Annotated in this window: 4 protein-coding genes; 1 reads left to right on the top strand and 3 read right to left on the bottom strand. The window is 54.7% G+C overall.

The genetic code is table 11. The annotated features are described in order from the left end of the window. Positions 1–232: 232 nt before the first annotated feature. Positions 233–1273, bottom strand: coding sequence for an SDH family Clp fold serine proteinase (locus tag CRO39_RS20095; protein ID WP_202926345.1), 1041 nt, complete (start codon positions 1271–1273; stop codon positions 233–235). A 279-nt stretch (positions 1274–1552) separates the two neighbouring features. Beyond that, the gene (locus CRO39_RS20090; protein WP_097123764.1) at positions 1553–2251 is read right to left on the bottom strand and encodes a transposase; all 699 of its coding nucleotides are present in this window, start codon (positions 2249–2251) and stop codon (positions 1553–1555) included. 184 nt (positions 2252–2435) lie between these two features. On the opposite strand from CRO39_RS20090, the gene CRO39_RS20680 reads away from it, so the two are divergent. Then, entirely contained in the window at positions 2436–4568 is a 2133-nt protein-coding gene (locus CRO39_RS20680; RefSeq protein WP_141400881.1) for a DUF4238 domain-containing protein, read from the top strand. A 192-nt stretch (positions 4569–4760) separates the two neighbouring features. On the opposite strand, the gene CRO39_RS20675 is transcribed toward CRO39_RS20680, so the two are convergent. Beyond that, on the bottom strand, positions 4761–5213 hold the full coding sequence (locus CRO39_RS20675) for a hypothetical protein (protein ID WP_141400880.1): 453 nt from the start codon (positions 5211–5213) through the stop codon (positions 4761–4763). Positions 5214–5309: the final 96 nt, after the last annotated feature.

The following is a 5309-nucleotide window of genomic DNA, read 5'->3' as shown; positions in this document are numbered from 1 at the left end:
CCACGCCGCCATCGCCGCGCTGGCCAAGGAAGGCAAGATGACCGGCAAGGACGTGGCCCGCGCCATCAAGCAGTACAAGATTGATGTGGAGAAGGTTAATCCGGTTGGGGTTTGAAGTGCTTCACCGATTGTGAAGAGGGCTGCCAGCAGCAATTACACTGAGAGCAGAAAAAAAGAATCCCCGACTCAGCGGGGATTCTTTTTATTTCGCACGGCGCGCGATCAATAGCAGTCAAGCGCTTCCTGTGCCTCGGGTTTTCGTTCCGCGGCGGCCGCTGCCAATCGAGCGAACTGGTACGCCCGGTCCGCTTGTTCCTGTTGTATCCGAGCTATCTCGCTGCCGGCCCGGTTCGCCCCCATCAGAGCCTGCATTGGGCTCTTCGACGAAGCTTTTTTCGTTTTGTGGGATTGGTCCATTAGCGTTCTCATTGGCAACCTCGGTAGAGGTGGGAGGGTCGATCATTATCGGGTCGAAATCGTCTTGTTCGCGCTCGACCAGCGCCCAGAAAGCATCGCAGAAAACACGTTCAGCATCTGTCAAATGCGTCACCTTGTTGAACAGCTCCGTAGCTTCCTTACGGTCAATCACAAACCCATGGGCTGGATATTGTCCTATCAGGCGGGCCAACGCGCCCTCTTGGAGGTTGCTGGCATGACCGTTAAGGCGTTGTCCATATTCAAAAGCCACACGGGTAGCACGCTGCATTTCACCAAGCCGAATCGGATCGATCTGACCGATCAGCGGCGCGGCGATGCCCGAGGCCACCGTGGCAGCAAACTCGGCACATAGCTTCGTGGACAACCCGAGATTGCGGGTACCCACCAACAACCGGTGAAACGTGTCCTGCGTGTGGGAGGTGACTGCTTGCAGGGCCTGCATTATATCTAGACCCGAACTGTTCTCTTGAAGTTCCGAGCCTTTACGCACTTGGATATCTAAGGGGCCAAGTTCGCCCAGGTCACCAATGCCCAGTTCGTTCGCTGCGATGGCAATGAGAGTGCCGGCACTTTTGCAGTAGCTCGGAACAGCCAGACGAACGTGCTTGTAGTGGTGGCGAAGGCAACGAGCCGCTCGATAGCCGCCGTTAGGGTCGCCGCCCCATGTGGTCAGGAACACGGTGCACTTGTCGTTACGCTTCTTGGCCGCGATCAGGCGACTGAGCTTGCTGTGCAGGGGTCTATTGACCGTATGGCTGATCAGCACATAGTCCCGATCTGCAGCCTCGGTGAAGAGGCCGGCAATGGCTTCGGCTTGGGCATTCTGTTCAGGCAACGTCGTTCCCCCGCGACTCAACGAGCATATTACATACGAAAACGCCATTTGCCAGAGGCAAAGGTCATGCCAAGGCCGAGGACCAAGCCTGTTTGTCCGGCCAACCACGCGCGAGTCGGGGTGTCGGGGGGGCTACTATCCCCCGTAGACCGGCTCAGTCGGCCACCGGCGGCCTTTCCAGCGTGAGGGAGAGGGACTCACACCACTTTAGATCGGCTTGGAGCTATTGGCGCCGGTCCAATCAGCCAGCTCGTAGAATCAGGGTCAAAGTGCACCTTCCTAGGTCGGGCCCTTAGCCTTGACTGGTCTTCCCATCTTGGCCGGACCGGCGCGTCGGCCCAATTGACGCTCGATGGTGTCGCGGAATCGGTCATTGCCAAGCGCGTGCTGCCGTTGCAGGGTAAGGCGAATGGCTGCGGTTTCGTCCTCGCCCATATCGCTCATGACGAGGTTGCGATAGATCATACGGCGGGCCTGTTCCGTTCTGGCAAGTGCCAGGTAGCGGGAATGGGGATGGACCAGCAAATCTGGTTCGCCCAAGGCGTTGGCGCGATGGCTCGACCACCGATAGTCCGCCGGGTCGGCGACCATGCCGGCGCGAACGGGATTGAGTTCGATATATCGACAACAGCGCAGCATGTAGTCGTCGCTGTTGACAAAACAGGACTTGTACCGTCCTTCCCATAGGGTGCCGGTGCGGTGGTAGTGATCGTTGACATAGCGCACATAGCGACGGCCGAGCGACTGCATCAATCTGGCGACACGTCCGGCGTGGCTGGCGGTCATCAGTAGATGGACGTGGTTCGTCATCAGCACATAGGCGTGAACCTGGCAGCCGAGAGCAACGGCGAGTTCGCGCAGGTCCTGTAGATAGCGCTGCCGGCCGATGTCGGCAAAGAAGCAGGGTTGGCGATCATTGCCGCGCTGGACAATATGTTGGGGAATACCTGGTAGATCGAGGCGGGGCTGACGCGGCATTGGCGGCATTCGACAAAGGCGGCACTGTCAGCAAGCATGGCGTGCGGCATCGCTTAGGGCGCTGAGAAGTTGTCGTGTGTAGCTGTAGGAAAAGTGCTCTCTGGCCCCAGTTGTTGCTCAATTGATTCTGTGGCCCTATGTACTATCTGGCTAACACTCGAAATGTTTAACAGGAAGCATCGCAATGGCCGGACGAAAACAGCACTACATCCCACGGATGCTCCTGAAAGGATTTCTGATCAAGAGAAAGGGCAACGACACTCAAGCATGGGTGTTCAAGAATGGGGAAAAGCCGTACAGCGGGTCAATACTTGACATTGCAGCTAAGCGATTCTTCTACTCTGATCTCACAGCTGACGGATCAAAATCACTTGATGATCGAATAACAGACTACGAAATCCGTCTTGGCTCTTTACTCGATCAGCTGCGTAACACTACTGATGGAGAGCAGGTAAATTCGCTCGTTGCGGCTGAAGTAGTCGCTCATCTATCTATTCGTGGCGCCTATCTTCGCGAAATATTCTCTCATGGTGTTCGGGGATTGATAGAGGGGGCGGCTTCCTTGTTGGATGACCACGAGACTACGCGTGCTCTGCTAGGAGTGGACGATCACGAACCTAATTCAATCTTGCTGACGGTAATGGATGACGCTATCGACAAGATTAAAGGCACCATTCTAGATGGATTGCCAATGCCGCTGCTGCGGCGATTGTTGATATTCATGGTTAGAGAAGATTTCAATAAATTCTACGCACAGACCCTTCCCGGCTTTGAGTCAATGTTTCGTCAGCTTGAGACTGCGGTTCCGACCATGACGCGAGAGGGCCATGCAAAGGCTCTGAACTTGGGTCTCGCTCCAGATAAGAGAGTGTCGGATCTATCAAGCTTGTGTTGGCGCGTTCATAGATGTGCGGAAAATGTTGTACTTCCTGATTGTGTTGCGATCGCTATAAGCGAGGATGGATTGACTGCGCAGCCATATCTACTACCTGACGTATCACGCGTCGCCACAATAGTGGTCCCGTTAACATCGAAACAAGTTTTAGTGGGTCAATCACTGAAGTCGACATCAAGCTACTTTGGCCATTTCAACAAGCTTGCCGCTAGTTGCAGTTCGACCTTCTTCGTCAGTTCGGAGATATCTTATGAACTCGAAACACTATCCCGACTAGTTGGTGGCGCAACTAAGGAAGCCATTACAGATATTGTGTCAGAGACACTGCGGAGATTTGATTCCAGAAGGAGCTATAAAGAGCTTGGCGGCGACAGCTACACCCACGAGTCGGAATCTGATGGTGGCGGTGACGCCGGTCAAGTTGTGTGCTGTTCAATGTCCAAAGTCTCCTATCGGGTCAGCTTTAAGGGATGTGCAAATCAAGAGGAAGCAGAGAAGATCGCCGCGATGGTGGCGGCGATTGTTAATGACCTGTCGAGTTCGCTAGATCTTGGCCACCTAGATGAGATCATGTTCGCGGCAGACTATGAAAAGCAATTGCGTGAACTTGAACGTGGATTTGAACCAGCAACGCCATTGGATACGTCAAGCTTAGATGGAGTTATAGGAGTTGCAACGTCGGCTCTGGTAGTTAGAGAAGGAAAACGCAAGTCATGCATCGTGATGAGGTCATGGCTTGGGCATGAGCTTATATCGGAGGCGGAATCGGATACTCATCCAACCGCTGCCTATGTTCTTACCTCCATGCTTTCACAGGTCGCTTTCACGGCTGTGCTTGAATCTACCTTTCTTAGTGCCACCAAGAACCAGGAAAGTTCATTGTGGGAGTCATTGTTTTACGCTCCCATGGATGGGGTTCCCATGGCGTACTACTCTGCATGGATGAGCGCAGATATAGACCCCTCCGCCGGAGGCGTCTATAGGGAGATGGTGCTTGATACTTTTGCTCAGTCAAAAAAAATAATCGAAGCAGAACGTATAGCCTATGCAACTAATGAAGATCTCGACCGCCTTCTCAAAGAAGCAACCTCTATCCTGGGCGCTCTACTTCTGCTTATCGCGAAACTACTCGGTCATTCTGACTCGCGCGGCGAAACAATCTTCGACGACGAAGGTAAGTTACTGAGCACATTGACTGACCTGGAACTGTGTGGGTGGATCGATCTGTTCGGTCGAGATCTCCGCCGTACCTTCTCGGCCAGTGGGAACTGGTCTTCTATAAAGGAACTGACCTCGCTAAGCAGTCATATGGAACGACATCTATGGAGATTCTTTATATTCCCTTGGATAAACGATGAAGGTAGGGTTCGAGTTGAGGTGCCATACATGGGCAGTTATGAGCCAGAGGCTGAAGAGGAATAGGCATGCAGAGCCGTTGCCCCCACAGGCGCATCCGTTGCCGTGGAGTTTCCTGCACGGTGGCTGGGGTTTGCGCGTGCGCCTCCTCCTGAGGTTCCACACCTGGCTCCCGATGACCATGCAAGGGGTTCTCGGGCTACTGGCCCGTTGGACCGCGGGAAGGGCGATAAACATCGTTCAAAAACGGGGTCAGATTCACTTATCTGTCGCAGCGGGCTGCTTTCGTGGGCGGTGAGCGGGTCGAACGCCTGCAAATCGTAGGGTCTTGGCTTCGACCATGCTGCGGAAAGCATCCCGTCCGAGTGCACGCTGCTGCTGCAAGTACAGGCGGATTTCTTCAACAGTGGCATCCGGTAGCGACTCGCGGACGATGGCGCGATATGCCTCGACGCGTAGTGCTGCTGTTTGCCCCAAACCCTGGTAGCAGGGGTGGGGCGTCAGCAACGCATCCGTGTGTCCCATCGCGTTGCAGTTGTAGCTGGACCATGGAAAGCGTTCAGGGCCTTCCACCATCCGCGCCCGCACTGGGTTGAGTTCGATGTAGCGGTAGCAGGCGAGGACATAGCTCCCGGTATCGACGAGACAAGCCTTGTACCGTCCTTCCCACAGCGTCCCGGTGCGTCCATGGCGAGTGTTGAACAGCGCCACATAGTCGGTCCTGCAAAATTACGATCAACCCACGCACTGACCCGTAAGCCGGTTTGCGGATGGCATTGATCGCAGTATTGCCGACCACAGACGCGC

It is taken from the genome of Pseudoxanthomonas wuyuanensis, from assembly GCF_900215535.1.
GTDB classification, from domain to species: Bacteria; Pseudomonadota; Gammaproteobacteria; order Xanthomonadales; family Xanthomonadaceae; genus Pseudoxanthomonas_A; species Pseudoxanthomonas_A wuyuanensis.
The sequence above is the reverse complement of the archived record's forward strand: the minus strand, read 5'-3'. Positions and strand labels throughout refer to the sequence as shown.